The sequence below is a fragment of the Bradyrhizobium sp. SK17 genome (assembly GCF_002831585.1).
Classification (GTDB): domain Bacteria; phylum Pseudomonadota; class Alphaproteobacteria; order Rhizobiales; family Xanthobacteraceae; genus Bradyrhizobium.
Map to the genome: position 1 here is coordinate 1326511 of NZ_CP025113.1, position 24624 is coordinate 1351134.

Annotated in this window: 20 protein-coding genes; 9 read left to right on the plus strand and 11 right to left on the minus strand. The window is 63.4% G+C overall.

Annotated features, from left to right (window positions below; translation table 11 throughout):
• Positions 1–123 precede the first annotated feature (123 nt).
• Positions 124–1248: a hypothetical protein gene (locus CWS35_RS06135; RefSeq protein ID WP_100951314.1), complete on the plus strand. Its 1125-nt coding sequence runs from the start codon at positions 124–126 to the stop codon at positions 1246–1248.
• 8 nt (positions 1249–1256) lie between these two features.
• Here CWS35_RS06135 and CWS35_RS06140 read toward each other — a convergent pair whose 3' ends face one another.
• From CWS35_RS06140 to CWS35_RS06150, 3 genes are read right to left on the minus strand one after another with little or no spacing between them, the layout of a single operon-like run.
• Complete coding sequence (locus CWS35_RS06140) at positions 1257–1847, minus strand: Smr/MutS family protein (RefSeq protein WP_100951316.1); 591 nt, start codon at positions 1845–1847, stop codon at positions 1257–1259.
• Positions 1844–3472: an MltA domain-containing protein gene (locus CWS35_RS06145; RefSeq protein WP_245438885.1), complete on the minus strand. Its 1629-nt coding sequence runs from the start codon at positions 3470–3472 to the stop codon at positions 1844–1846. Before CWS35_RS06145 ends, CWS35_RS06140 begins: the two co-directional genes overlap by 4 nt.
• A complete protein-coding gene (locus CWS35_RS06150; RefSeq protein ID WP_100951318.1) occupies positions 3450–4154 on the minus strand; it encodes a Tim44/TimA family putative adaptor protein in 705 nt (234 codons plus the stop codon). Before CWS35_RS06150 ends, CWS35_RS06145 begins: the two co-directional genes overlap by 23 nt.
• 423 nt (positions 4155–4577) lie before the next feature.
• Here CWS35_RS06150 and secB point away from each other — a divergent pair, with 423 nt between their 5' ends.
• Positions 4578–5066 carry a protein-export chaperone SecB gene (secB, locus tag CWS35_RS06155; protein WP_024583070.1) on the plus strand — a complete coding sequence of 163 codons (489 nt, stop codon included), beginning with the start codon at positions 4578–4580 and terminating at the stop codon, positions 5064–5066.
• Positions 5067–5220: 154 nt separating this feature from the next.
• On the opposite strand, the gene dnaQ is transcribed toward secB, so the two are convergent.
• From dnaQ to CWS35_RS06175, 4 genes are read right to left on the minus strand one after another with little or no spacing between them, the layout of a single operon-like run.
• Positions 5221–5943 carry a DNA polymerase III subunit epsilon gene (dnaQ, locus tag CWS35_RS06160; RefSeq protein WP_100951320.1) on the minus strand — a complete coding sequence of 241 codons (723 nt, stop codon included), beginning with the start codon at positions 5941–5943 and terminating at the stop codon, positions 5221–5223.
• 28 nt (positions 5944–5971) lie between these two features.
• Complete coding sequence (gene coaE, locus CWS35_RS06165) at positions 5972–6571, minus strand: dephospho-CoA kinase (RefSeq protein WP_024583072.1); 600 nt, start codon at positions 6569–6571, stop codon at positions 5972–5974.
• Between the two features lie 36 nt (positions 6572–6607).
• Entirely contained in the window at positions 6608–7216 is a 609-nt protein-coding gene (locus CWS35_RS06170) for a Maf family protein (RefSeq protein ID WP_100951322.1), read from the minus strand.
• A 10-nt stretch (positions 7217–7226) separates the two neighbouring features.
• The gene (locus CWS35_RS06175; protein ID WP_024583074.1) at positions 7227–8063 is read right to left on the minus strand and encodes a pyruvate, water dikinase regulatory protein; all 837 of its coding nucleotides are present in this window, start codon (positions 8061–8063) and stop codon (positions 7227–7229) included.
• A gap of 446 nt (positions 8064–8509) precedes the next feature.
• Between CWS35_RS06175 and hemJ the strand changes: the two genes are divergently transcribed.
• The 7 genes from hemJ to CWS35_RS06215 all read left to right on the plus strand — a co-directional run bounded on the left by hemJ (position 8510) and on the right by CWS35_RS06215 (position 16923).
• A complete protein-coding gene (gene hemJ, locus CWS35_RS06180) occupies positions 8510–8932 on the plus strand; it encodes a protoporphyrinogen oxidase HemJ (RefSeq protein ID WP_100951324.1) in 423 nt (140 codons plus the stop codon).
• Positions 8933–9184: 252 nt separating this feature from the next.
• Entirely contained in the window at positions 9185–10450 is a 1266-nt protein-coding gene (gene rho, locus CWS35_RS06185; protein ID WP_021078151.1) for a transcription termination factor Rho, read from the plus strand.
• Between the two features lie 300 nt (positions 10451–10750).
• Positions 10751–12076 carry a tRNA uridine-5-carboxymethylaminomethyl(34) synthesis GTPase MnmE gene (gene mnmE / locus CWS35_RS06195; protein WP_100951326.1) on the plus strand — a complete coding sequence of 442 codons (1326 nt, stop codon included), beginning with the start codon at positions 10751–10753 and terminating at the stop codon, positions 12074–12076.
• Positions 12077–12311: 235 nt separating this feature from the next.
• Complete coding sequence (gene mnmG, locus CWS35_RS06200; protein WP_100951328.1) at positions 12312–14195, plus strand: tRNA uridine-5-carboxymethylaminomethyl(34) synthesis enzyme MnmG; 1884 nt, start codon at positions 12312–12314, stop codon at positions 14193–14195.
• 134 nt (positions 14196–14329) lie between these two features.
• On the plus strand, positions 14330–15013 hold the full coding sequence (gene rsmG, locus CWS35_RS06205; protein WP_100951330.1) for a 16S rRNA (guanine(527)-N(7))-methyltransferase RsmG: 684 nt from the start codon (positions 14330–14332) through the stop codon (positions 15011–15013).
• Positions 15014–15026: 13 nt separating this feature from the next.
• Complete coding sequence (locus tag CWS35_RS06210; protein WP_024583079.1) at positions 15027–15878, plus strand: ParA family protein; 852 nt, start codon at positions 15027–15029, stop codon at positions 15876–15878.
• A 151-nt stretch (positions 15879–16029) separates the two neighbouring features.
• Positions 16030–16923 (plus strand): ParB/RepB/Spo0J family partition protein, encoded by an 894-nt coding sequence (locus tag CWS35_RS06215; protein WP_168226277.1) that lies wholly within the window; start codon positions 16030–16032, stop codon positions 16921–16923.
• A 122-nt stretch (positions 16924–17045) separates the two neighbouring features.
• On the opposite strand, the gene holA is transcribed toward CWS35_RS06215, so the two are convergent.
• The 4 genes from holA to CWS35_RS06235 all read right to left on the minus strand — a co-directional run bounded on the left by holA (position 17046) and on the right by CWS35_RS06235 (position 24571).
• Positions 17046–18077, minus strand: coding sequence for a DNA polymerase III subunit delta (gene holA / locus CWS35_RS06220; RefSeq protein WP_100951334.1), 1032 nt, complete (start codon positions 18075–18077; stop codon positions 17046–17048).
• Positions 18078–18086: 9 nt separating this feature from the next.
• Entirely contained in the window at positions 18087–18641 is a 555-nt protein-coding gene (lptE, locus tag CWS35_RS06225; RefSeq protein ID WP_024583082.1) for an LPS assembly lipoprotein LptE, read from the minus strand.
• Entirely contained in the window at positions 18628–21252 is a 2625-nt protein-coding gene (gene leuS / locus CWS35_RS06230) for a leucine--tRNA ligase (RefSeq protein WP_100951336.1), read from the minus strand. The genes lptE and leuS overlap by 14 nt, the downstream gene beginning before the upstream one ends.
• A 286-nt stretch (positions 21253–21538) precedes the next feature.
• Positions 21539–24571 carry a DUF4062 domain-containing protein gene (locus CWS35_RS06235; protein ID WP_168226278.1) on the minus strand — a complete coding sequence of 1011 codons (3033 nt, stop codon included), beginning with the start codon at positions 24569–24571 and terminating at the stop codon, positions 21539–21541.
• Between the last annotated feature and the right edge of the window lie 53 nt (positions 24572–24624).

Genomic DNA, 24624 nt, shown 5'->3' on the forward strand with positions numbered 1-24624 from the left:
AAGGCCGGGGCCCATAACCCCCGAAGTCAGTAGTGACCAAGACTCGGGCCGACATTCCTTCTAAAACTGCCATCGGTGGTAATGGGTCCCGGCCTTCGCCGGGACGACGTGAGTAGGCGATCAATGAATCTGTGGGTGACGCAGAACCCCTGGCGCCTGATGCTGGCCGTCAACGCGGCGGTGCTGGTCGGGGTGTTCCTGCACAAGATCGCGCTGCCGCCTTTCGTCCCCTACATCCATCTCTTGGTCGATTATCACTACGGCTTCACCAAACGCGCGCTGATCGGCGCGATCGTGTCGCTGTTCACCGACAAGGTGCCGGTGTGGCTGGTGTTCGCGCTGGCCGGCGCGATCTGGCTGGTGACGCTCGGACTGTTCGTCAGGCTGTTTCAGCGGACGTTCGGCCTCGACGACGCGCATTGGCCGCTGTTCGTTTTCATTGCGGGATCGCCGTTCTTCCTGAAGAACTTCATGCACACGCTCGGCCATTTCGACATCTATGGCTGTGCGTTGACGATCCTGCTGCTGCTGATCCCGGCGCGCTCGGTCACCTATGTCCTGGTCGCGGCTGCGTTCTCGATCGTGCTGATCCTGATCCACCACATCTTCGTCCTGATGTATGTGCCGACGATCGCCGCGATCGTGGTGCTGCGCTTCTATCTGGTACAGGGCGCGACGCCGCGAAACATGGCCGTAGGGCTGGTGGCGCTGGCCGCGGTCGGCCTCCTGTTCCTGGTGGCGCAGTTCGCCGGCACCGTCGACGTGCCCTATGACGAATTCCTCCGTCACCTGCAAAGCCGGATGGCCGATCCATCACGGACCGATCTGCTGGAGTTCGGCTACATCTGGTACCAGCCGCTGTCGAAGGAGTTCGCCGACACCTGGGCGCGGATGCCCTCGAACATCCTTGGCGTGCCGGTGTTCGCGCTGCTGATCTGGCTGCACACGCCGCTGTGGCGCTATTTCGCGCGCTTGATCGAGGCGCTGGCAAGCGAGCTGCATCGGCGGATCGTACTCGCCGCGCTCGTCATGATCAGCGCCGGCTATGTCGTGATGTTCGTGACCGTATTCGACTATTCGCGCTGGATCTCGAACTGGGCGGTCTGCATGTTCCTGATGCTGCATGCCGTGAAAATGCTGCCGGCCTCGAAAGATGTGCCGGTGATTCCGGCGGACGATCGCAAGACGACTGTGCTGGGCTGGATCGTGACGTTGATCCCGCGCGTCGGAATCGTCCGGCCGTTCTGATCGCACGCTCAGCGCGCGCGCCGCACCCGCACATAGAGCGCGCCCTCGCCGCCATGGCCGATATGCGCCTCCTCGAAGCCGACGACCAGCGAGCGGAATTCAGGCAGGCCGAGCCATTCCGGCACCTGGCGGCGCAACACGCCGCGCTCAGCATCGAGACCGCCGACCTTGCCCTTGCCGGTGATGACCAGCACGAAGGTGAGCCCGTCATGATGCGCGCGTTGCAGGAAGGCGAACAGCACGCGATGCGCGCGGATTTGGGTCATGCCGTGCAGGTCGAGCCGCGCATCGATGTCCTGCCTGCCGCGCGACAGCTTTGCCCGCTCGCGGCGGCCGATCGGCGCCAGCGGTGGCATCTGCGGACGCGGCGGGGTGACGGATTTCACCGGCGCCACCGCCTTGACCGGGATAGGCTTTGCGGCCGCGTGATGGCTCGCGGGATCAGAAGCGGCCGCATGTGCTTTCGCTGCGGCCGGTCGCTTGCGCAGCGGCTTGACCTGCTTCGCGACGCTCTCCCAGAGCGCACGCTCTTCCTCGCTGAGCGCACGCTTGCGCCGCGACGGAGCGGAGAGGTCGGGAATCGGCGCGGGACGTTTCATTGGTCGCGGTGATGGCGAATGCGCCGGCTGCGCCGCTGCTCCTGATCTTGCGGAATGTCGGGCCGGGCGACCGGCAATGGCACCGGTTCTGCCACAGGCGCTGCCTGCGCGACAGGGGTTGTTGCGGCAGGCTTGGTGGATGCCGCATCCGGCGCGACGGCTGGCGCCTTGGCCGTGGTGGCAGCCCCGTCCTTGGTGGCGGCCTTCGCGCCCTTGGTGATCGTCGCCGTCGGCACATCGGCGGGCTTTTCCGCCGGCTTGTCCGGTTGTGGATCGGTCTGGGGAAACAGTTTCGCGATCCTGGCCGACGGCCGGTCCTCGGGGACCGGCAGCTTGTGGCCGCGCGCGACCGGGTCGAGCGCCTTCGGCACCAGCATCACGAACTGCATGTTGTGCCGCAGCCGGCCCGATACCTTTCCGGCGTCCGCGCCGGCGCCGAAATAGAGATCGGCGCGGGCCGGGCCGACGATCGCCGATCCGGTGTCCTGCGCGATCATCAGCCGGTGGAACGGGGTCTTCGACTGCTCGGATTCGATCGGCAACTCGCCGGCGATGAAGAACGGCGTGCCGTAGACATGCAGCGCCTTGTCGACCGCGATCGAACGGCCGGGCGTCAGCGGCACCCCCTGCGCGCCGACCGCTTCGTCCTTGTCGGACAGCGGGACTTCGCGGAAGAACACGTAGGCGCGGTTCTGCCGCCGCAGCTCCTTGGCACCGTCGGGGTTCTGGTCCATCCATTCCCTGATCTTCTGCATCGACATCTGATCCTTCGGGATGATGCCGCGGTCGATCAGGACCCGCCCGACCGGCGTATAGGGATAACCATTATGCGCGTCGTAATTGATGCGCAGCGTGGTGCCGTCGTCGAATTTGATCCGCGCCGAGCCCTGGATCTGCGCGAACAGCAGGTCGGTCTGGCTCTTCAGCCAGCAGAGCTCGAGTCCGCGGCCGGCGATCGCGCCGTCCTCGATCTGGGCGCGGTCGTAATACGGCACGAGCTTGCGCCGGCCGATCTTGCGATACACCGGACCGCCGTTGGGCAGCCCGACCGAGGCTTGCGTCTTGCCGCGCACGAACAGGTTGGAGGGCCGGCGATAGACCGGAACGTTGTAGACGTCGGTCTGGGTCTTCGACCCGTCGAGCACCGGCTCGTAATAGCCGGTGACGAAGCCGGCATCCTCGCCGAGCCGCGAGATGCGCAGTGGCACGAAATTCTGCTCGAAGAATTCCTTCGCCTTGACGCCGTCGCTGAGCGCGAGCCCCTTGGCGATCCGGCAGGGATCGCGCAGCGAGCTGCCGAGCGCTTTCGAATCCGCGGGCGCGCCCTGCTGGGCGGCGATCGGCTTGCAGCTGGTGCGAAACGCCTTGTAGGCGGCGAGATGATCATCGTCGCCCCAGCCCGCGACATTGGGCCAGGTCAGCGGTTCATACTGGCTGCCGCTGACCTGCAACGGCAATTCCAGATTGGGATAGGGGATCGGATGGCTGATCTCGTGTCGGGGCGGGGCATGCCGGCCCCATTTGCGCGCGGCGATCGCCGCGGTGGAGCACAACACGGCGAGCGCACAGCACGCGACCGCGAGGCGCCCGTAGCTGAGATGTTTAGTGAGCGCTTCCAGTGCCAACCAGCTTCCAGTTCGGATCGCGGGAAGTCGAGTCGCGGGCGAATGTCCAGACGTCGGTGATGTCGGCGACCTTGTCCGGGCTTCCGTCGACGATGGTGCCCGCCTTGTCGCGCGTCACCGAGATCATCTGCGACACGAAGCGGACGGTGAGCTGGGTCGAGCGATCGCGCGTCTCCGCGCTGACGATCTCGGCCTTGTCGATCGACACGAACCGGGTCTCGGTCTTCTGCTCGTGCTTCTCGCGATCCTTGATCGCCGCCTCGAAGCTCTCATAGACCTCGGTCGACAGCAGGTCGCGCAGCGCACGGCGATCGCCATTGGCGAACGCCAGCACGATCATTTCATAGGCCGAGCGGGCGCCGGAGAGGAAATGCCGCGGATCGAACGCGGAATCCTGGGCCACGACCGCATCGAGGCCCTGCGCCAGCGGCGTGCCGGGCTCGGCGATGCCCTTCCAGCGCTCCGTGGGTTCGACCGGCTCGGCCGCCGGCGCCGCGGCCGGCTGGTCGACCACCGACCCCGGGATCGGCACGACGTTGTTGTCCTGGCCGCGCTGCACGACGTTGGGAGCCGCACGATCATAAGGCGGCCGCTCGCTTCCCGTGCGCTGCCCGAGAACGCTGCGCAGGCGCAGGAAGATAAAAACGGCCAGCGCCAGGAAAATGATGGTGTAGATATCCACGTCGATTTCGCTTTCTGGTCTCTGCCGGCAACGGGCCGGCCGTCAAAGCGTTCCCGGTCGGGAACGGCAGAGATTACATCGCCGATTGAGTCCGCAGCATGTAGGCACGAAACTATGCTCGGCCAATGGCGCTTTTTGGCACGGGCAAGTGTAGCGCGTTTTGGAGCCGGGGGGAAACCCGTTCCTTTCAGGAAATCGCGCATCTTCAATAATTTAGGAAGCCGTTAAGAGATTTGGCGGACCCGTGCTCGCGGCCTTTTGGCCGGACAATCCGGCCGTGGCCGTGCCGGAATGCGTTCGTTCGTCGTCCTTGTGGACCGAGCCGGGCCTATGATAGCCACTCGCCCGGCATCGGCATTCCCAACACCTTAACGCGTGCCGTCGGACATCCTGTCCATCGAGCGCTGCTCCAGGAGACATTTCATGACCAATGGCAACGGCGCCCCTGTCGAACAGGCCGCTCCCCAGCTCAACGTGCTGGCGCAGTACACCAAGGACCTGTCGTTCGAGAACCCGAATGCCCCGGCATCGCTCGGCCAGCAGCAGCAACAGCCGGCGATCAACATCCAGATCAACGTCTCCGCCAACAACCTGTCGGAGAACGAGTACGAGGTGATCCTCTCGGTCGAGGGCAAGGCGGAGTCGGCCGGCAAGGTGATGTTCAGCTTCGACCTGGCCTATGCCGGCGTGTTCCGTATCCTGAATGTGCCGCAGGAGAACCTGCACCCGCTGGTCATGATCGAGTGCCCGCGGCTGCTGTTCCCGTTCGCGCGCGAGATCGTCGCCACCTCCGTCCGCGACGGCGGCTTCCCGCCCCTGCTGCTCGACCCGGTCGATTTCGTCGGCCTCTACCGCCAGAACATGGAGCGCGCCGCAGCCGCGCAGGCCGCCTCCGGCGTCAAGCCGAGCTGATTTCAACTTCGAGAAAGTCAGCGGACCTGTGAGCCGTCATCCTGAGGAGCCTGCGAAGCAGGCGTCTCGAAGGTTCGACGGTCACCGGCCGGGCCGGGCATCCTTCGAGACGCGCTTCGCGCTCCTCAGGATGACGGAACCACTAGCAGGATGATCAGGCCGCCGGGGCTTCAACAGGCGCTGGCGGCGGCAGGTAATCGTTCCAGATCGGCTTGTCGCCGAGCGTGCCGACGAAGGCCCGGTGGGCCTCGCGATCCGCATCGCTGACCCGTGCCGCCAACGGGGTTTCGCGCTGCCGCCGCGGTGAATCACTGTGGCTGCCGGCGCGCGCATCCGACGTTTCCGATGCCAGGATGAGCTGCGACTGCCGCGCCCCGATCAGGTCGATATAGACCTCGGCGAGCAGCTCGGCGTCGAGCAAGGCGCCGTGCTTGGTGCGGCGGGAATTGTCGATCTGATAACGCGAGCAGAGATCGTCGAGCCGGTTCGACACGCCGGGATGCTTGCGCCGCGCCAGCAGCAGCGTATCGACCAGCCGGTCCTTCGGAATCGCCTTCCGCTTGATGCGGTCGAGCTCGGCGTTGATGAAGCTGATGTCGAACGAGGCGTTGTGGATCACCAGCGGCGTATCGCCGATGAAGGCCAGGAACTCGTCGACCACCTCGGTGAACAGCGGCTTGCTGGCCAGGAACTCGGTCGAAAGGCCGTGCACGTTGAACGCTTCCATCGGCATGTCGCGTTCGGGATTGATATAGACGTGATAGGTCTGGCCGGTCGGCATGCGGTTGAAGATCTCGACGCAGCCGATTTCGACCAGCCGGTCACCGCGCAGCGGATCGAGGCCAGTGGTTTCGGTATCGAGAACGATTTCGCGCATGACGTGAAGGAGTCCGAAAAGGCGCGAATCAGGCGCGCCGCTTCGGCATCTTAGCAATCTCGTCCAGAATGTCGCGGATGCGCGCCCGCACCGGATCAAGTCCGTGCGAGGTATCCACGATGAAATCGGCGCGCTTGCGCTTCTCGGCGTCCGGCATCTGCTTGGCGATGATGGCGTCGAGTTTCGCCGCATCCATGGTGCCCCGCGCCAGCACGCGCTCGCGTTGCAGTTCCGCCGACGTGGTGACGACCACGACCGCATCGACGCGTTTCTCGCCGCCGGTCTCGAACAGCAGCGGGATGTCGAGCACGACGATGGGCGCGCCGGCGGCCTCGGCGTCGGCGAAGAATTTCTGGCGCGATGCGCCGAGCATCGGATGCACGATCTGCTCGAGCTGCTTGATCGCCACCGCGTCCTGCACCACGCGTGCCGACAGCTTGGCGCGATCGACCTTGCCATTGGCGGTGGTGCCGGGAAACGCGGCCTCGATCGCCGGCGCAGCTTCGCCTTCATAGAGTTGATGCACGGCCGCATCGGCGTCGTACACCGGCACGCCGGCCTCCATGAACAGTTTGGCCGTGGTGGATTTCCCCATCCCGATCGAGCCGGTCAGTCCAACAATCAGCATCGCTTCAGCATCTCTCCGTCACCATATGTCGGCGGCTCACACCGCGAGCAGTCGTTCGCGGCGCAGGAACGCCAGCAGCGACAATAGCGGCAGACCGAAGATGGTGAAATGGTCGCCTTCGATCCGCTCGAACAGATGCACGCCGAGGCCTTCGAGCTGGTAGGCGCCGACGCTGGTCGTTACCGCCTCCCCGGCCTGGTCGAGATAGGCCGTGATCTCGCCGGCGGCGAGCGGCCGCATCGTCATGCGGGCGACGCTGACGTCATCAAACAGGATTTGTCCATCACGCGCCACCGAGACTGCGGAATGCAGCTCATGGATCTGGCCCGCCAGCAGACCGAGCTGCTCGGCAGCCTGCGCGCGGCCGGCCGGCTTGCTGAACATCCGTTGCCCCAGCGCCAAGGTCTGATCGGCGCCGACGACATACCGACCGGGCTTCTGCCTGGATATGAACAGCGCCTTCTCGCGCGCCAAGAGCGAGGCGATCTCTCCCGGCGCCGAAAGGCCGGAATTGGTCTGCACGCCGCGTTCGTCGATATCGGCCGGCAGCGCCTCGAAATCGAGGCCGGCATTCTCGAGCAGCATCCGTCGCGCACGGCTTTGCGAGGCCAGGATCAGCTTCTGTGGGTCGCGCCAGATCGTCATGACGAGGTGATCACTCCAACGGCCGCGCGCGCTGGCGGTCGTTATAGAGCTTCATCACCGCGGCCGCCGTTTCCTCGATCGAGCGGCGCGTCACGTCGAGCAGCGCCCAGTTGAATTTCGCGCTCAGGCGCCGCGCAAAGGCCACCTCGTCGGCCACCGACTGTTTGTCGATGTAGGTGTCGTTGTCGCGGTCGCCCATCGTCAGCAGGCGGTTCTGCCGGACCTGGATCAGGCGCTCGGGTGTCGCATGCAGGCTGACCACCAGCGGCTTCTTCAAGGTCTCGAGCTGATGCGGCAGCGGAATTCCCGGCACCAGCGGCACGTTCGCCGTCCTGATGCCGCGGTTGGCGAGGTAGATCGAAGTCGGCGTCTTCGAGGTACGGGACACTCCGACAAGCACCACATCGGCCTCCTCCAGGCCTTCGACATGCTGACCGTCGTCATGCATCATCGTGAAGTTGAGCGCATCGATGCGGGCGAAATATTCCGCGTTGAGCACGTGTTGCGCGCCGACCCGCCCGGTGGTCGCAGCACCCAGATACGCCTCGAACAATTGCATCACCGGCCCGATGATCGACAGGCTCGGAACGTTGATCTCCCTGCACTTGCCTTCGAGCCGGCCGACCAGATCTTTCTCCAGCAGCGTAAACAGCACGATGCCCGGGGATTCCTCGATCTCGTCGAGCACGCGATCGAGCTGCTTCTGGCTGCGCACCAACGGATAGACATGCTCGACCGCGGTGACATTGGCGTATTGCGCGGCGACCGCGCGCGCCACGGTGATCAGCGTCTCGCCGGTCGAGTCCGACACCAGATGCAGGTGGAAATAATTGGAGGTCGTCGGCACCGGAGCCCCTGTCTAACCTGTGAATCGCTGTGGAGGTCGAGGAGAAGAATCCGGGTCCGTCGCCGGGCCGTTGGATATCCCGTCCCTTTCTTCACAGCACCTCGCGAAAGGATAAGTCGAGGCGATCGGATGGATGATAGTGAACCGATGTGGATTTGTCTCTTGATAAGCTGGCCACTGAGCTACGCAACCAATTGAGTCCAGCAACGGATTCCCGATCTCGGCACTGGGCCGCCAAAATGTTGAGGGATGTGAACAAGCCCGCAAGAACGGCTGGACCGTCTTGCATGAGTCAAATTCACCGTCATTAAGACTCAAACCTTAGATTCTAAAATTAATTAGGTTTAGGAGAGCCGTGTGTGCGGATATGTATCCGTCTCCCGCTTGCAGAGCCTTGTCTGCAACGCCGAGCCCGCCCGAGCTGTTCCCTGAAAGGCATCCCAGCGATGTACGATTGGATCAAGGCCCTGCACGTCATTGCCGTCATCTCCTGGATGGCGGGCATGCTCTATCTGCCGCGGCTGTTCGTCTATCATTGCGAGGCCGAAGCCGGCTCGAAGCAATCCGAGACCTTCAAGATCATGGAACGCCGGCTTTTGAAGGCGATCATCAATCCTGCGATGATCGTAACCTGGTTGGCCGGGCTTTATCTGGCCTGGGCCGGACACTGGTACCTTTCAGGCTGGTTTCACGTCAAATTTACGCTGGTGCTCGTGATGTCGGGTATCCACGGCTTTTTGTCCCGCTGCGTGAAGGACTTCGCCGCGGACCGGAATCAGCGCAGTCAGAAATTCTATCGTATTATCAACGAGGTGCCGACGCTTCTGATGATCCTGATCGTGATCATGGTGGTCGTGAAGCCGTTCTAGACATTGCGATGCCGAGGTCGCATGCTTCAGTCCTTCTTGCGAAGGACGGATCGATTTTCTATATAGGTTTCATCCCACCCCACGCAGGCGGATGTGGTCGCGTTCCGGTTCTTTTCGGGCCGGCGCCGCATCAGGTTTGAAAGCCCCAACGGCACTTTCCTGGCTGAGACCTGCGGACCTTCCCTTGGCGTCCGCTTTTTCCAGAGCCACCTCGCACCCCTTCCCTACTTACTTCCTCACAGGACTACCCCAATGCGGGAAATCAAACTCCAGGACCTCAAATCGAAAACGCCGGCCGAGCTCGTCTCGTTTGCGGAAGAGAACGGGGTCGAGAATGCCAGCACCATGCGCAAGCAGGAGCTGATGTTCGCAATTCTCAAGCAGCTCGCGATCGCCGAGACCGACATTATCGGTGAAGGCGTGGTCGAGGTGCTGTCCGACGGCTTCGGCTTCCTTCGTTCGCCCGACGCGAACTACTTGCCCGGCCCCGACGACATCTACGTGTCGCCGTCGCAGATCCGCCGCTTCGGCTTGCGCACCGGCGATACGATCGAAGGCCATATTCGCAGCCCGAAGGAAGGCGAACGCTATTTCGCGCTGTTGAAGGTCAACACGCTCAATTTCGAAGACCCGGAAAAGTCGAAGCACAAGGTCAATTTCGACAACCTCACGCCGCTGTTTCCCAATCAGCGTTTCCGCATGGAGCTTGAGGATTCCACCAAGAAGGACCTGTCCGCACGTGTGATCGACATCGTCGCGCCGATCGGCAAGGGCCAGCGCGCGCTGATCGTGGCGCCGCCGCGCACCGGCAAGACGGTGCTGATGCAGAACATCGCGCACTCGATCACCGCCAACCATCCCGACTGCTACCTGATCGTGCTGCTGATCGACGAACGTCCGGAAGAAGTCACCGACATGCAGCGCTCGGTGAAGGGCGAGGTGGTGTCGTCGACCTTCGACGAGCCGGCGGTGCGTCACGTCCAGGTCGCCGAGATGGTGATCGAGAAGGCCAAGCGCCTGGTCGAGCACGGCCGCGACGTCGTGATCCTGCTCGATTCGATCACGCGCCTCGGCCGCGCCTACAACACCGTGGTGCCGTCATCCGGCAAGGTGCTGACCGGCGGTGTCGACGCCAATGCGTTGCAGCGTCCGAAGCGGTTCTTCGGCGCCGCGCGCAACATCGAGGAGGGCGGCTCGCTGACCATCATCGCGACCGCGCTGGTCGACACCGGCAGCCGCATGGACGAAGTCATCTTCGAAGAGTTCAAGGGAACCGGTAACTCCGAACTGATCCTCGACCGCAAGGTCTCGGACAAGCGGACCTTCCCGGCGATCGATATCGCCCGCTCCGGCACCCGCAAGGAGGAGCTGATCACCGATCCGCAGGTGTTGAAGAAGATGTACGTCCTGCGCCGCATCCTCAATCCGATGGGCACCATGGACGCGATCGACTTCCTGCTCGACAAGCTCCGGAACACGAAGAGCAATTCGGAATTCTTCGATTCCATGAATACCTGAGCCCAAAGGGCTGAACAGAAGAGGGCGCTCCGCAGAAACGGGGCGCCCTTTTTCATGCTGCGGCCTTGTTGCAGCAAAGCGCAGCATGAATTGAACTGCGCCCGCCGAGGCGGTATCCAATTAACTATTTGATATATATTGTGTTTATGATTTAGATTGTGATTTGACCCTGGACTGGTGCAGCAAATTGCTGCGCGGATACCGCAAGACGTCGCGACTATGTTGCATTGCAACATGAAGCGACCAGCCTGCGAAAGCGAAGCGGGATTGCCTTTGGCAATTTGCTGGAAGAAATAGGCGATGCATCCGCGCGACCAGACCATTTTCGCCTTATCCTCCGGACGGCCACCGAGTGCGATCGCTATTGTCAGGCTGTCTGGCCCAATGGCTGCGTCGGTCATTGAGGGATTGGCGGGCAACAGGCCGACGCCGCGGATGGCGACCCGGGCACTGCTGCACGATTCGAATCGGCAACCGATTGACGATGCCGTCGTGCTGTGGTTCCCCGGCCCGGCAAGCGCGACCGGCGAGGATGTCGCCGAATTGCACGTCCATGGCGGCCGTGCGGTGCTGTCGGCGATGTTCGAAGCCATCGCGAAATTCGACAATGTTCGACCGGCCGAGCCCGGCGAATTCACCCGGCGAGCATTCGAGAACGGCAAGCTTGACCTGACGGAAGCCGAGGGCCTCGACGATCTGATCCACGCCGACACCGACCGGCAGCGACGCCAGGCGCTCCGCCAACTGAAAGGGCTGCTCGGCGATCGCGCGCGAGACTGGCGCGAGCGGATCATCGTGGCGTCGGCGTTGATCGAGGCTGGGATCGATTTCTCCGATGAAGGCGATGTGCCGGCGGAGCTGATTGCGCCAGCGCTGGAGCGGATCCGGGCGTTGCATGATGAGATCAAGAATGTGCTTGCGGGTCAGGCGCAAAGCGAGCGGCTGCGCGACGGCCTGGTGGTTGCGATTGCGGGCCCGCCGAACGTCGGCAAGTCGACCCTGATCAATCAGCTCGCCAGGCGCGAAGTCGCGATCGTCTCGCCGCATGCCGGCACGACCCGTGACGTGATCGAGGTACAGCTCGATCTGGACGGCTATCCCGTCACGGTGATCGACACCGCCGGGATTCGTGAGACCGATGACCCGGTCGAGCAGGAGGGTGTCCGCCGTGCCCGGGCGCGCGCCGCGGAAGCCGATCTCGTGCTGTGGCTGGCCGACACCGGTGGCGCGAAGGTCGGACACGGCGGCGGCACGCCAACCTGGCTGGTGCGCAACAAGATCGATCTGGTGAGAACGACGGCGGGTGAGGGCGGAGACTATCGCGAGTTCAGGATCTCGGCGGCTCGCGGTGACGGTCTCTCGGAGCTGATCGCCGCCTTGGTCGGCTTCGCACACGACTATTTTGGAACCGGTGAGGCCGGCCTGATCAGCCGGACCCGGCAACGCGGACTGCTCGAAGAAACAGTTGAGTCGCTCCAGCGCAGCATCGATGTGGTCGGGCAGGGCGAGGAGCTTGCCGCAGAGGAACTGCGGAGGGCAGCGACCTCGCTTGGTCGCTTGCTTGGCCGGGTCGATGTCGAGGACATCCTCGACGTCATCTTCCGCGAGTTCTGCGTCGGCAAGTAGACGGAACCGGGCCTGTTTCACGTGAAACATGGTTTCCGATTGGTTAAGGACCCACTCCGTTTCACGTGAAACAATCGGCCACGCCAGACCTGGGCTGTTTCACGTGAAACGCGTCTCTGCACGTCATTGCGGGCCGGCCGAAGCGATCCATATTCGATCAGGCGATCGGGTCTCTGACCCCGCGATCCCAACTTCCTTCTTCCGGCTTTCATCACTCCACGATAGAAATCCCGCCATGACTTTCAGGGCAGATTCATTTGACGTCATCGTCATTGGCGGCGGCCATGCCGGCTGCGAGGCCGCGAGTGCCGCTGCCCGGATGGGCGCAAAGACGGCCCTTGTGACCCATCGCTTCGCGACCATCGGCGCGATGTCTTGCAATCCGGCGATCGGTGGACTTGGCAAGGGTCATCTGGTTCGAGAAGTCGATGCTCTGGACGGTCTGATGGGCCGGGTCGCGGATGCTGGTGGCATCCAGTTCCGGATGCTCAATCGCCGGAAGGGTCCCGCCGTCCGTGGTCCGCGTGCCCAGGCCGATCGCAAGCTCTATGCGGCTGCGATGCAGACGGCGATCGTCGAGACCGCGAATCTCTCTGTCATCGAAGGCGAAGCCGACGAGCTGACCGTCATCGACGGGCGTGTGACCGGCATTCGTCTGGGCGATGGTCGTCAGCTGTCCGCGGGTGCGGTCGTCATCACCACAGGGACCTTTCTGCGCGGCCTGATCCATCTCGGGGAGAAGAACTGGCCGGCAGGACGGGTCGGCGAGGCGCCGGCGATGGGCCTGTCCAATTCGTTCGAACGGGCGGGTTTTGTGCTGGGCCGGCTCAAGACCGGGACCCCACCGCGGCTCGACGGCACCACGATCGACTGGTCGGCGGTCGAAATGCAGCCCGGAGACGATCCGCCGGAGCCGTTTTCGGTCATGACCGACCGGATCACGACCCCGCAGATCCAGTGCGGCATCACCCGGACCACGCCCGCAACCCATGAGGTGATCCGGGCCAACGTGCATCGCTCGCCGATGTACTCCGGCCAGATCAAGAGCTCGGGACCGCGCTATTGTCCATCGATCGAGGACAAGATCGTCCGCTTTGGCGACCGCGATGGCCACCAGATCTTCCTGGAGCCCGAAGGGCTCGACGACAGCACGGTCTATCCGAACGGCATCTCGACGTCGTTGCCCGAGGAGGTTCAGCTCGCGATCCTCGCCAGCATTCCTGGCCTGGAGCGGGTGAAGATGGTTCGGCCCGGCTATGCGATCGAATATGACCATGTCGATCCGCGGGAGCTCGATCCGACCCTGGAGACCAGGCGCCTGCGCGGACTTTTCCTGGCCGGCCAGATCAATGGCACCACGGGATACGAAGAAGCGGCGGGGCAGGGCATCGTTGCCGGCCTCAACGCGGCTTTGGCGGCCAGCGGCGCCGATCCCATCGTGTTCGACCGTGCTGACGGCTATCTCGGGGTGATGATCGACGACCTGGTGACCCGCGGGATCACCGAGCCCTATCGCATGTTCACCTCGCGCGCCGAATACCGACTGACATTGCGGGCCGATAATGCCGACCAGCGCCTGACCGACAAGGGTATCGCACTTGGATGCGTCGGAGCGGGCCGCGCGGAACGCCACCGGAGCAAGATGGCGGCGCTCGACGCGGCAAAAGGCTTGGCCAAGTCGCTGGCGATCACGCCGAATGAAGCCGCCAAGCACGGGCTCGCGCTCAACCGCGATGGCCATCGCCGATCGGCCTTCGAATTGCTGGCCTATCCGGAGATCGAGTGGCCGGCGGTCCAGGCGATCTGGCCGGAGCTGTCGGCCATTGACCCGGCGATCGCGGTCCACCTCGAGATCGATGCCAAATACGATGTCTATCTGAAGCGTCAGACCGCCGACGTCGACGCCTTCCGTCGCGACGAAGGTTTGGTTCTGACCGATATCGACTATGCCGATGTGCCTGGTCTCTCCAATGAAGCGCGCGCCAAGTTGCAGAAGGCGCAGCCGCGGACGGTCGGGCAGGCGGGCCGGATCGACGGCATGACGCCGGCGGCGCTGGGTATCCTGGCGGCCTATCTGCGACGCGAGGCACGACGGAAATCGGCGAAGGCGACGGCCTGACGTTTCACGTGAAACAGCAGGTGGTCTTGTCAATGCGAGGAGCGGGAGCGACGAAGCAATCCATCGCTTCCGCGGATGGACAATGGATTGCTTCGCTTCGCTCGCAATGACGAGCTCGACCGGCATCCCAGAGAATGGCTCCAGCTCCACAACCCGCCGCGTTCAACGTCTCCGCCAAGGACAAAGCCGCGGCGCTCGCGCTGACCCCTGTTTCACGTGAAACGGAAGCGCGGCTCGACCGCTACGTCACCCTCCTCCTGGCGTGGCAGGCCAAGACCAATCTCGTCGCGCCCTCCACGCTGCCGCATCTCTGGACCCGTCACGTCTCGGATTCGCTACAGCTGCTGAGCCTCGCACCATCGGCAAAGTCCTGGATCGATCTCGGCAGCGGCGGCGGCTTTCCGGGTGTCGTGCTCGCCTGCGCTTTGGCCGAAACGCCTGGCGCATCGATCCATCTGGTCGAGCGAATCGCCAAGAAGGCCGCGTTCCTGCGTGAGGCGATTCGCGTGACGGCGTCACCGGGGACGGTGCATCTGGCTGATATCGGGGATACTGTGGATAGAATCGCGGGCCCGATCGATTGCGTCACCGCGCGGGCGCTGGCTCCGTTACATCAACTGATCGGCTTTGCCGAGCCGTGGGTCAAAAAGGGCGCGAAAGCGCTGTTTTTGAAGGGTCAAGATGTAGAGGCCGAATTGACCGAGGCCACTAAATATTGGAATATTGCGCCTAAACTACATGCCAGCCGCACCGGCGGACAGGGCTGGATCGTCGAACTCGGGTCAATCGAGCGGCGTGAGGGGACTCCGCGAGAGTGAATGGTATTTTGGTATGACTGTGATGGACGAGGTTTATCAAGAGAATAGGGCGGCGCAGCCGCCCGGCCATCCGCGCATCCTGTCGCTCGCCAACCAGAAGGGCGGCGTCGGCAAGACAACCACAGCGATCAATCTTGGTACTGCACTCGCTGCGATCGGCGAGCGCGTCCTGATCGTCGATCTCGATCCGCAGGGCAACGCCTCGACCGGGCTCGGGATCGATCGCCGCAACCGCAGTTGCTCGACCTACGACGTCCTGATCGGCGAGGCGCCGCTGCGCGATGCCGTGGTCGCGACCGCGGTGCCGCGGCTGCACATCGCAGCCTCCACCATGGATCTCTCCGGCCTCGAGCTCGAGCTCGGCACCACGCCGGGCCGCGCCTTCCGGCTGCGCGATGCGATCGCGGGATTGAACAACAACGTCTCGCCGGAAGCCGACTACACCTACGTGCTGATCGACTGCCCGCCCTCGCTCAACCTGCTGACGGTGAATGCGATGGCGGCGTCGGACGCGATCCTGGTGCCGCTGCAATGCGAGTTCTTCGCGCTCGAAGGTCTGTCGCAATTGCTGCAAACGGTGGAGCAGGTGCGCTCGACGCTGAACCCGACGCTGTCGATCCACGGCATCGTGCTGACCATGTTCGACTCGCGCAACAACCTCTCCAACCAGGTGGTCGCCGACGTGCGCCAGTTCATGGGCAACAAGGTCTACGACACCATGATCCCGCGCAACGTGCGCATCTCGGAAGCGCCGTCCTACGGCAAGCCTGTGCTGGTCTACGACCTCAAATGCGCCGGCAGCGATGCCTATCTCAAGCTCGCCACCGAAGTGATCCAGCGCGAGCGCGAACTGCGCACGCACTAGCGACGTTGCGTCGTGCGTAGGATGGGTGGAGCGAAGCGATACCCATCGCGGCACTCGAAAAGAATGATGGGTTTCGCTGCGCTCTACCCATCCTACGATCTTGAAATTCAAGTCTGGAGTATTGCGTGTGAATCCAAGGGAGCTCGCAACAATGGCCGATGAAGCGCGTTCGCGACTGGGGCGCGGGCTGGCAAGCCTGATCGGAGATGTCGGCGGCGAAGCGGCTGCGCATGCCGAGCGGCCGCGCACGCAGCGCAAGGTGCCGATCGAGTTCCTCAAGCCCAACCCGCGCAACCCGCGGCGCAGCTTCGCCGATACCGAGCTCGGCGAGCTCGCCGATTCGATCAAGGCGCGCGGCGTGATCCAGCCGATCGTGGTGCGCGCGATCAAGGGCGCGCAGGACCGTTTCGAGATCATCGCCGGCGAACGGCGCTGGCGCGCCTCGCAGCTCGCCGGTCTGCATGAAGTGCCGATCGTGCCGGTCGAGGTTTCTGATTCCGACGCGCTCGAGATCATGATCATCGAGAACGTGCAGCGCGAAGACCTCAACGCGATGGAAGAGGCGCTGGGCTATCATTCGCTTGCCGACGAGTTCAAACGCAGCCAGGAAGAGATCGCCAAGATCGTCGGCAAGAGCCGCAGCCATGTCGCCAACATGATGCGGCTGACCAAACTGCCGAACGAGGTGCAGGCGCTGATCTCCAAGGGCGACCTCTCCGCCGGTCACGCCCGCGCGCTGATCGGCGTGCCCGATCCGCTCACGGCCGCCAAGCGCATCGTCGCCGAAGGCCTCAACGTCCGCCAGGCCGAGGCGCTGGCGCATGAGGAGGGCGTGCCGGAGCGCAAGCCGCAGAAGGCGCGTTCTGGCAGCGCGGCGGCCAAGGTCGACAAGGACGCCGACACGCTGGCGCTGGAGAAGCGCGTCAGCGATGCGCTCGGCCTCGCCGTCACCGTCAGCCACCGCGATCCCGGCGGCACGGTGCAGATCAGCTACCGCAACCTCGAGCAGCTCGACGAGGTGGTGCGGCGGCTGGAGGGCGGCTAGTTTTCCGACATTTCTCCTCGTCATTGCGAGGAGCAATCGCGACGAAGCAATCCATCTTTCCGCGTACGCGGAGCGATGGACTGCTTCGCGTTGCTCGCAATGACGGCTGCTAGGTTCTTACCCTACCCCCGCCGCTTCGCGTTCGCCGCGATCGAGAGCAGTGCGCGCTGCCCGATCACGGCGGCGAGCGAGGCCTGCTTGCGCATGTCGAGCGCCGCGGTGGCGAGCTGATCGATGATGGCCACCAGCCGCTGCGGCGTGAAATTGCGCAGCGCGATCTCGACCATCGGCTTGCGCGAGAAATGCAGCCGCGGGAATCCGCCTTCGAGCACCGCGGATGCCGGCGTGCCGTCGGCGATCGCCAGCGCCGATTTATGCAGCCACGCCGCCTGGCGCTGCGCCGCCGAGATGATCACGCCGGGATAGGTGCCGGCGACCATCGCTTTCGTGAACTCGCTCTCGACCAGCGCGGCGTTGCCGGCGAAGGCGCCGTCGACGATCGGATCGAGCTTCAGCTCGGAGGCGTCGGACACCACGGTCATCACGTCGTCGAGGGTGATCTCGCCCTTGCCGTGCGCGAACAGCGCGAGCTTGCGCAGCTCGTTGCGCGAGGCCATGCGGTCGCCGCCGAGCAGCGGCATCAGCACCGCGCGCGCGTCGCCCGCCAGCCGCAGGTTGGAGATCCGCAGCTCGTCCTCGATCAGCTTGGTCAGATCGCGTTCGGTGTCGGGATAGCAGCCGATCGCCACCGCGTTCTTGGCGCGCTCGCAGATCTTGCGCAGCGGCGATTCCGGGCGGAGCTCGCCGGCCTCGATCACGATGCGGCAATCTTTCAGCGCCGGCGTCTCGGTCAGCGTCTCGACGCCGCTCGAGAAATTGCGCGAGCCGGCGCGGACGCGGATGGCGCGGCGGCCGCCGAACAGCGGCACCGTCATGGCTTCGTCGATCAGCCGCGACGGTTCGGCGGCGAGCTCGTCGCCATCGAGCCGCACCAGCGAGAATGGATCATTGGGATCGTCGACGGCCGAGGCCATCAGCGCGTCGGCGCGCTCGCGCACCAGGCCGAGGTCCGGACCGTAAAGCAGGATGATCGGGCGTCCGGCGTCCGGGCGGGCGAGGAAGCTGTCGATCTCTTTTCCGCGTAGCGCGACCAAATGCGGTGATCAGGTTCCGGAGGAGAAGAACGAGGCGAGCCGGGTCTGGATATTGTCGGCGATCTCCTGCGCGGCGCGGTCCTCGGCATCGCGGAAGGCGCGGGCGCGGGCGTAGCGCTGGTAGGAGCCCGGCATGTCATAGGACACGCGCGAGAAGGTGGTGCCGGTCATGACCGACTTGTTCGACGCGATCTCGATCAGGTTGAAGCTGGCGTCGATGCCGTAATTCTCGCTGGTCGGCAGCGCGGTGGTCGGGTCGATCATCAGCGAGGAGCGGCTGGTGGTGAAGCGCAGCACCAGCCGGTGCGTCGGCGGCATGCCGGTGGCGGTGCCGTAGAGCTTGAAGGCGAGGGCGTTGCGGACCTCGACGCCGACCCGGGCCTCGCGCGAGGCGTTCGGCTTGTCGACCGGCGGAACCTCGACGCCCATCAGCTTTTCGCGCAGGCCGGGCGAACCGTCGAGATTGCGTTCGGCATACATCGGCTGGAAGCATCCAGCCGTCAGCGCGGCCAAGGCGGCCACGGCGATGAGCCGGGCGGCGATCCTGATCCTAGCCGACAACATTGACGATCCTCATGGGCACCACGATCACCTTGCGGACGGGTTTGCCGTCCAAGGCGGCTTTTACCGCATCGAGCGCCAAAACGGCAGTCTCTATCTCCGCATTTTGGGCGGTGCGTGGCACGGTAACATCACCTCGTTTTTTACCGTTGACCTGGACCACCAGGGTCACGCTGTCCTCAACCAGCAAATCGCGCTCGATTTGCGGCCAATCGGCCTCGGAAACCAGCCCGGTCTGGCCCAGAACCACCCAGCACTCCTCGGCCAGATGCGGCATCATCGGCGAGAACAGCTGGACCAGGATGGTCGCGGCTTCCTTGATCGACCAGGCGAGGTCCGGCGCCGGCTTGTCGCCTTTGGCCAGCACGTCGGCCAGCGCATTGGTGAACTCGCGGATATGGGCGAGGCAGACGTTGAAATGCAGCCGCTCGATCCCGGACGACACCTTGTCGAGCGCGCCATGGGCCGCCTTGCGCAGCGCCTGCGCCTCCGGTCCGAACGTTGCCGGCCGGGCCGCCGGCGCCGCCTTGGCGATCTCCTCGGATTCGTTCACCAGCCGCCACAGCCGCTGCACGAAGCGTGAGGCGCCCTGCACCCGCTCGTCGCTCCAGATCACGTCGCGATCCGGCGGCGAGTCCGACAGCATGAACCAGCGCGCCACATCGGCGCCGTAGCTCGCGATGATGTCGTCGGGGTCGACGGTGTTCTTCTTCGACTTCGACATCTTCTCGATCGGGCCGATCGCGATGTCCTCGCCGGTCGCCAGCAGCACTGCGCGGCGGCCATTGCCGCCAACCTCGATCTTCACCTCGGCCGGGGTCACCCAGGCGCCGTCGGCCTTCTGGTAGGTCTCGTGCACCACCATGCCCTGGGTGAACATGCCGGCGAACGGCTCCGTCATGTCGATGTGGCCGGTGGCCTTCATCGCGCGGGTGAAGAAGCGGCTGTAGAGCAGATGCAGGATCGCGTGCTCGACGCCGCCGATATACTGGTCGACCGGCATCATCCGGTTGGCGATCGCCGGCGTGGTCGGCGCCGTCTCGTTCCACGGATCGGTGAAGCGGGCGAAGTACCACGACGAGTCCACGAAGGTGTCCATCGTGTCGGTCTCGCGCACCGCCTTGCCACCGCACTTCGGACAGCTGACGTGCTTCCAGGTCGGATGATGGTCGAGCGCGTTGCCCGGCTTGTCGAACGAGACATCCTCCGGCAGCGTCACCGGCAACTGGTCGTCGGGCACCGGCACCACGTCGCACTTCGGACAATGGATCACCGGGATCGGGCAGCCCCAATAGCGCTGCCGCGAGATGCCCCAGTCGCGCAGCCGGAAATTCACTTGCCGTTCGCCGACCGGTGCATTGCCCCGCAGTTCGGATTCCAGCCGTTTCGCGACCGCTTCCTTGGCAGCTTCGATCGTCATGCCGTCGAGGAAGCGCGAATTGATCATGCGGCCATCGCCGTCATAGGCGACATCGGTGATGACGAACGTGTTCGGGTCCTGGCCCTCGGGGCAGACCACCGGCACGTTGCCGAGATTGTACTTGTTGACGAAGTCGAGGTCGCGCTGGTCGTGCGCCGGACAGCCGAAGATCGCGCCGGTGCCGTATTCCATCAGCACGAAGTTCGCGACATAGACCGGCAACTTCCAGCTCGGATCGAACGGATGCACCGCCTTGATGCCGGTGTCGAAGCCCTGCTTCTCGGCGGTGTCGATGATCGACTGCGCGGTGCCGATCTTCTTGATGTCGGCGATGAATGCGGCGAGCTCAGGGTTCTTCGCGGCAGCCGCCTGCGCCAGCGGATGATCGGCCGAGATCGCCATGAACTTGGCGCCGAACAGCGTGTCCGGCCGCGTGGTGAAGATCTTCAGCTCGGTCTCGCCGGCCGGCGTGGTTGCCGCGTCCAGCGCGAAGCGGATCAACAGGCCCTCGGAGCGGCCGATCCAGTTGCGCTGCATCAGCCGCACCTTGTCGGGCCAGCGGTCCAGACCGTCCAGCGCCTCCAGCAGTTCCTGCGAGTATTTCGTGATCTTGAAAACCCACTGGCTCATCTCGCGCTGCTCGACGACGGCGCCCGAGCGCCAGCCGCGGCCGTCGATCACCTGCTCGTTGGCGAGCACGGTCATGTCGACCGGGTCCCAGTTCAGCTTGCGCTTCTCGCGCTCGGCGAGGCCGGCGGCGAGCATGTCCAGGAACATCTTCTGCTGATGCTTGTAATAGCTGGGGTCGCAGGTCGCGAATTCGCGGCTCCAGTCCAGCGACAGCCCGATCGACCGCAACTGCTTCTTCATCGCGGCGATGTTGTCGTAGGTCCAGGCCTTCGGCGCCACCTTGCGCTCGATCGCGGCGTTCTCCGCCGGCAGGCCGAACGCGTCCCAGCCCATCGGGTGCAGCACGTTGAAACCCTTGGCGCGCATGAAGCGGGCCAGCACGTCGCCGAGCGTGTAATTGCGGACATGCCCGATATGGATGCGCCCGGACGGGTACGGGAACATCTCGAGCACGTAGTATTTCGGCCGTTGATCGTCGTTCTTGGAGGCGAAGATCGCCTTTTCGTCCCAGATGGCTTGCCAGCGGGGTTCGGATTCACGGGCGTTGTAGCGTTCGGCGGTCATGAAATCGCAGGGTTTTCGGTGATTTTCGGGTCCCATCCGGGGACGGCGGACTAGGCCACAAAAACGCCCATGGGGTCAACGGCTTGGGGACCGCCGAATGGTCATACCGCCGAATGGTCATTGTGACGGCCCGCGCGTAGTTCCCGTCGTCCCGGCGAAAGCCGGCACGGATGGCGGCCGCGAGGCAACCGGTCCGGAATCCGATCGGGATTGGGTACGCCGCGGCCTATCGGCCCGATACCGGCCATCTCCGGAATACTGCATCACCGGTCGGGCCGAGCGATGGCTAATGGAGAATACATTTCCGGAACGTCGCAAGATCGAACGGCCGCTGGCCGTGGCTAAACGGGTCCTTGCCCTGCTCGAACTGCGAGATCCAGTCCAGTGGCTTGGACAATTCAATATCGTGATCGCCGCCGGCGTCGTACTCGCGGAGAATGCGACGGGCGAAATTCAGCTCCTTGGTGCCGTCGAACGAGAGATATGGCGGCGAGTATAGCTTGACGATCTGCTTGCAGAGCGCGACGACTTTTATGATCTCGCCCTGCGCCTCCAGAATCTTGGCCCGCTCCCAAATCGCGGCGATCCGGTAGCTGTGAGCTTGCATCTCGGTGAAACGATCATCGAGGACACCCAGCAGGTTCAATGCCTCGGCCGGGCTTTCGAGCTTCGCGAGAATTCTCGCCTGCCGCAGACGGCAACCGACCGCAGATAGCGTATTCCCGGTGTCGAGATACTCGCGTGATATATCTCCAATTTCGCCAAACGCTTCGGAAAGCAAACCCAATCCCACCTTGGCATCGCAGGCATGCTCGCGCCAGGACAGGGCCTCTCCCGAATTGCCGGCCCTTGAGAAATAATCGGTCATCTCCTGACTGAACGAGAGAGCTTCTTCATGGCGGCGACCTCTCTTGAGGGGGCCAAGTGCCAGCTCCGCGATGAAGCCACCGGTGTTGTCGGTCACATCAATATCCAGGCCGGAACCGATGATGAAGCAGGCCCTCCGAGTGATGTAATCGCAGAGCCGATCGTCCTCCCGATCATCCGCGCAGTCGTATAGTTTCGAAAGAAACTTGAGCTCGGTTGCGGCATATTCGGCTCGCCAGTAATCGGATTTGTCCTCAAGGTCGATCCAGTACTCCGCCTTCAGACTGTCCAATACGGATTTCACGAGCTCCTCAACCTTCACGTTGTAACCCGAGATCGAGTAGATGTTGGTTTGATGGAGCAGGCAGATCGGCTCCCTGCATAGCGAATTGTGATACTCGAACAGCCGCAACGCCTTTTCGAACTGGCAGTCTCTTGCCACGGCATAGGCGTAACACAGCGAGCCCATACGTTGATGGTCCGGCGACAACAACTTTGATGACACGCCCGATCCGTGTCGCGTGACCTTGAACAGCGGCGCGAGGCATTCCTGGGCAAGCGTGGACATGCCGTTTGAGTGGAGGAAGTCGGCAAGATTGCTCTCGTAGAAGTCGAACGCGTCGTCGAACTGTTCGGTCTTGAGATATGCGTTCATGATCTCGAGCTTGCTCTCGAGGCGTCGCCCTTCGTCGCCGGCAACGTCGTCTCCGAGCGCACCCTCGGTGTTGTCGAGATTGTCTTCAAAGACCTCTCGGATCATTTCATAATTGCTCGTCAAGGCGTCGTGATCGATCGAGCGCAGGCCAATGTTGCGGATGACCGGATGCATATCGAAGCGGTTCGACAAGGGGCTTCGACCAATGAGGCCGCGATCAGCCAGGTCGGCCAGCGCGGCTATGAGATCGTCCTCGGTCTTGACCGGTCCGTTGCCCAATCGAAGCATGTGGTCAAGAACCGCATAAGTCGGCGGCTTCCTGAACAGCGCGACGACCTGGAAGACCTGTCGCGACAACTCGCTGAGGCCGAGCACCGCATGAGACAGGATATGCGAGTGCCTTTGCAGCAGCGGGAGATCGGCCGAGGGGTTAAAGTCGGGGCGCCTCAGGATGTATTGGTCGTAGTCCCGGTTGGCGGGAGGATAATCCGCCAGTGCGGCGGCTGCGGCCTGGATGACGAGCGGGTGACCGTCGATGCTCTGGAACAGCCCGCGCAGGCTCTGCGGTGAACCCCGCATCCCGTAGCTTTCCCACAGCAGGAACGCATCCCCGTCCTCCAATCCGCACAGGTTCAGCGTCTTCACGCCGGGCCGCGGCCGGCCGTCACGCGTCTCAAGGTCGGCGAGGTGAAGCCGCGTCGATATCAGAATGCGGCTGCTTGATTTCATCGCGGCGAGCTTCTGGAGAAACTCTGCCGCCCTCGAGTCGTTCAGCGATCGCTTTTTCCGTGTGTTTTGTGCCGCATCGTCCTGTAGCAGCCCCTTTCGCCGGCTTTCCCTGACGCGAGGTTTGCTGTCGCCTTCGAGCTCGTTCTGGCGGTTGGGCTCTTCCACATACTGGTTGAGCTCGCGTTCGAACCCGTCGAGCACGACCAGGAACCTATTGGCAGCGAGCGACTGCAAGAGCGGCTCTTCGAGATCGGACCAGCTCTTCTTTCGCGCGTCTTCCAGCGAACATTGGAAGCAGTAGCAATAAAGATGCGCCAGGAAGTTGCTGAAATAGGCGGAATGCTCATAGAAGCTCCACCACATCGCTCCATCGAAGCCGTGGCGGGTGCCGTCCTTGATCTGGGAATTGAAGAAGGACCAGGTGAGAGCGCTCTTGCCCATTCCGCCCATGGCCTGGACCGCGAGAATTGGGGTTTCCGCATCCTTGGCCCAGCCGGACAGCACCTCGAGCTCCTGCCTGCGGCCAATCAAGGTCGACGATTCAAGCAGGCTGTATGGATGGGCAATGTAGGGCTTTGGCGCAACCGGAATGCCCGTGAATTGGACCGGCTGCTTTGGCCGAACGTCGATGTGATCGCGAAAAGCCTTTTCGACCTGGAGCTGGAGGTGCGTCACGTTACTGAAATAGGACGGCACGCGATCTTGCCGCGCCTTGGTGGTGAAGCGCTCAAGCAGTTCCGGGGAATTTGCCTTTCCGAGGGCTGATCTTGTCAGCGGGTATTCCTCCGACATGAGGAACAGCAGACGGTTCTTTCCGAGCGTGACCGCGCGATCATACTCAATCTCGGTGATCGACCGGGGATCGCCTGGCAAACTGGATCCGTACCGGTAACCGATCACGAGGATGTACCAGTCCGCCTCCTCGACCATGGCCAATGATTTCTCGACAACGTCGCTGTTTGCGGCGGCCTCGTGTTCCATCGCTATCGGTTGAAACTCAAATCGATTGCAGGAGTCGATGATCGCCTTCCGCGCGTCCTCAAGGTCGAGCAGGCTGCTGCTGATCATTACCTTCGTCATCGCAATACACTCGCTCTAGGAAGCGGCGATCAAAATTCAAC

What these genes read in the sequence shown, in the direction of transcription:
- CWS35_RS06210 (WP_024583079.1), top strand. Translation starts at nt 15,027, where the DNA reads ATGACTGTGATGGACGAGGTTTATCAAGAGAATAGGGCGGCGCAGCCG.
- CWS35_RS06215 (WP_168226277.1), top strand. Translation starts at nt 16,030, where the DNA reads ATGGCCGATGAAGCGCGTTCGCGACTGGGGCGCGGGCTGGCAAGCCTG.
- mnmE (WP_100951326.1), top strand. Translation starts at nt 10,751, where the DNA reads ATGCATCCGCGCGACCAGACCATTTTCGCCTTATCCTCCGGACGGCCA.
- dnaQ (WP_100951320.1), bottom strand. Translation starts at nt 5,943, where the DNA reads ATGCGCGAAATCGTTCTCGATACCGAAACCACTGGCCTCGATCCGCTG.
- hemJ (WP_100951324.1), top strand. Translation starts at nt 8,510, where the DNA reads ATGTACGATTGGATCAAGGCCCTGCACGTCATTGCCGTCATCTCCTGG.
- rsmG (WP_100951330.1), top strand. Translation starts at nt 14,330, where the DNA reads ATGGCTCCAGCTCCACAACCCGCCGCGTTCAACGTCTCCGCCAAGGAC.
- rho (WP_021078151.1), top strand. Translation starts at nt 9,185, where the DNA reads ATGCGGGAAATCAAACTCCAGGACCTCAAATCGAAAACGCCGGCCGAG.
- lptE (WP_024583082.1), bottom strand. Translation starts at nt 18,641, where the DNA reads ATGTTGTCGGCTAGGATCAGGATCGCCGCCCGGCTCATCGCCGTGGCC.
- CWS35_RS06235 (WP_168226278.1), bottom strand. Translation starts at nt 24,571, where the DNA reads ATGATCAGCAGCAGCCTGCTCGACCTTGAGGACGCGCGGAAGGCGATC.
- coaE (WP_024583072.1), bottom strand. Translation starts at nt 6,571, where the DNA reads ATGCTGATTGTTGGACTGACCGGCTCGATCGGGATGGGGAAATCCACC.
- leuS (WP_100951336.1), bottom strand. Translation starts at nt 21,252, where the DNA reads ATGACCGCCGAACGCTACAACGCCCGTGAATCCGAACCCCGCTGGCAA.
- mnmG (WP_100951328.1), top strand. Translation starts at nt 12,312, where the DNA reads ATGACTTTCAGGGCAGATTCATTTGACGTCATCGTCATTGGCGGCGGC.
- CWS35_RS06170 (WP_100951322.1), bottom strand. Translation starts at nt 7,216, where the DNA reads ATGACGATCTGGCGCGACCCACAGAAGCTGATCCTGGCCTCGCAAAGC.
- CWS35_RS06140 (WP_100951316.1), bottom strand. Translation starts at nt 1,847, where the DNA reads ATGAAACGTCCCGCGCCGATTCCCGACCTCTCCGCTCCGTCGCGGCGC.
- CWS35_RS06135 (WP_100951314.1), top strand. Translation starts at nt 124, where the DNA reads ATGAATCTGTGGGTGACGCAGAACCCCTGGCGCCTGATGCTGGCCGTC.
- secB (WP_024583070.1), top strand. Translation starts at nt 4,578, where the DNA reads ATGACCAATGGCAACGGCGCCCCTGTCGAACAGGCCGCTCCCCAGCTC.